The organism is Streptomyces sp. GC420 (assembly GCF_009916105.1).
Lineage (GTDB): Bacteria > Actinomycetota > Actinomycetes > Streptomycetales > Streptomycetaceae > Streptomyces.
The window spans coordinates 1-1,827 of the sequence record NZ_JAAAXQ010000704.1; the positions used below are offsets into that span (position 1 = coordinate 1).

Annotated in this window: 2 protein-coding genes; both read right to left on the minus strand. The window is 74.1% G+C overall.

Translation table 11 applies throughout. From position 1 onward, the window contains the following. Positions 1–38: 38 nt before the first annotated feature. Complete coding sequence (locus GUY61_RS37940; RefSeq protein ID WP_208106959.1) at positions 39–863, minus strand: cache domain-containing protein; 825 nt, start codon at positions 861–863, stop codon at positions 39–41. Beyond that, the gene (locus GUY61_RS37945) at positions 853–1,626 is read right to left on the minus strand and encodes an FCD domain-containing protein (protein ID WP_313897041.1); all 774 of its coding nucleotides are present in this window, start codon (positions 1,624–1,626) and stop codon (positions 853–855) included. Before GUY61_RS37945 ends, GUY61_RS37940 begins: the two co-directional genes overlap by 11 nt. Between the last annotated feature and the right edge of the window lie 201 nt (positions 1,627–1,827).

Genomic DNA, 1,827 nt, shown 5'->3' on the forward strand with positions numbered 1-1,827 from the left:
GAGCCTCATGGCTCCGGCGGCCCCTCGGCCGGCTTCCGTCAGCTGCTGTCGTCAGTCCCCGTCGGTCCGGGCCCGCCCCGGCCGGTTCCGGGGAGTCCCGTCAGCGGCTGCTCACGGGCCGCCAGCGCCAGCACCCAGCCGCTGTCCATCCCCACCTCGCCCGCGGCGAGGAAGTCCCCGTCCCCCGCGACCGGCATCCGGGCCAGCCGCGAACCCACCAGCCACCGCGGGGAGTTGGCGGCGACAACCCTGCGCTCGGGGCCGGCGAGCACGGCGTCGTGGCCGGCGCCGCGCAGCAGTCCCAGCAGCCGCGGCTCCAGGTCGTCCATCCGCAGGTCGGTGCCGGCCACGCCCAGGAAGGCGCCGTCCACCACCGGCACGGTGAAGGTGCAGACGTAGTGATCGGCCGCCGAGTAGTCCACGTACGGCCCGAACACGGCGCGGCGGCCCTCGTCGCGGGCCGCCGCGAACCAGTCCATCTCGAAGTAGTCGTACACGTCGATGGTGGTCGGGTCGAGGTTGAGCCGCATCGGGGTGAGGCCGGACGCGACGCGCTGCCACCATGTGATGTGCCGCTCCCGGTCCGGCAGCAGGCCCGCCGCCGCCAGGAAGCCCAGGCCGTCCGCCATCGGCTGGGCCGCGAGGCGCTCCTCCACCACGGCCTTGATGCCGGTCAGGTCCGAGGCGCGGAAGGTGCGGCCCGCGGACAGCACCTCACGCCGCCTGTCGACCACCTCGGCGGCGACCGCCTCGGGTCCGGCGAAGATCTCGGCGAGCAGGCCGCGGACCCGCTCCAGCAGTGTCTCCAGCAGTGCCGCCGCGGCGCCGGCGGCGTCCCCGGGAGTACGTGTCTCAGACGCCATCGGCCACCTCGTCGCCCTCGTGCTCGGTCAACCGCAGGTGCAGCTCGATCAACCGTCGCAGGTTGCCCTGGACGTGGCGCTCGGCCAGTGCCCGGGCGCGCTCGCCGTCCTCCTCGGCGATCGCCGTGGCGATGGCGTGGTGCTCCTCCACCGCCTTGTCCACCGGCGTGCCGTCCCCGTGAGCCAGCCAGAGCAGCCCGGCGGTACCCGACTGCAGGTCCACCTCGCGCCGGGTGAGCCGCTCGGACTGCGAGGCGATGGCCACCTCGATGTGGAACCGGCTGTCCGCCCGGATGCGGGCGCCCAGCCCTTCCGCCTTGGCCAGTTGCTCCACCAGGTTCAGCAGCCGCCGGAGGCTGGCGGAGGAGGCCCGCTCCGCGGCGAGGCGGGCCGAGGTGCCGGACACCGCGAGCTGCTCGTCGGCCAGGTCCCGCAGCTCGGACACGGTCGCGGACCGTATGCGGTCCTCCAGGGGGCCACGCGGCGGATTGGCGGGACGGCGGACGAAGGTGCCGCCGGTGCGGCCGCGCCGCGTCTCGACGAGCCCCTGTTCGCGCAGCACGGCCAGTGCCTCGCGCAGGGTCATTGGCGAGACGCCCAGCTGCGTGGCGAACTCCACCTCGGTCGGCAGCTGTTCGCCGTCCACCACCAGCCCCAGGTGGATGGCCTCGCCGATCCGCTGGACGACCTCGTCGGTGCGGCCGGCCGAGCGCAGGGGCGAGATCAGCGAGGCGCGCGTCGCTGGAGCGCCCTGTGCGGCCACGGCCCTCCTCCGCTCCGGTTTCCGGCAGGTTAATGCTGCCGGGAAGTCTTGTGCGCTAACCCATGAACTTGTAGCTTTTCCGCCAGCCGCCCCCCGGACACCTCCCGGGTGGATGCCCAGCATCATAACCAGCGGCGCCGACCGCCTTCCTGCGGCGCCGCCCAGACCGCGGACCTTCCTGCCACCCCCCTGGCCCCTCCC

Bases quoted from the DNA above. Each gene is read 5' to 3' on its own strand.
- GUY61_RS37940 (WP_208106959.1), bottom strand. From the start codon at position 863: ATGGCGTCTGAGACACGTACTCCCGGGGACGCCGCCGGCGCCGCGGCG.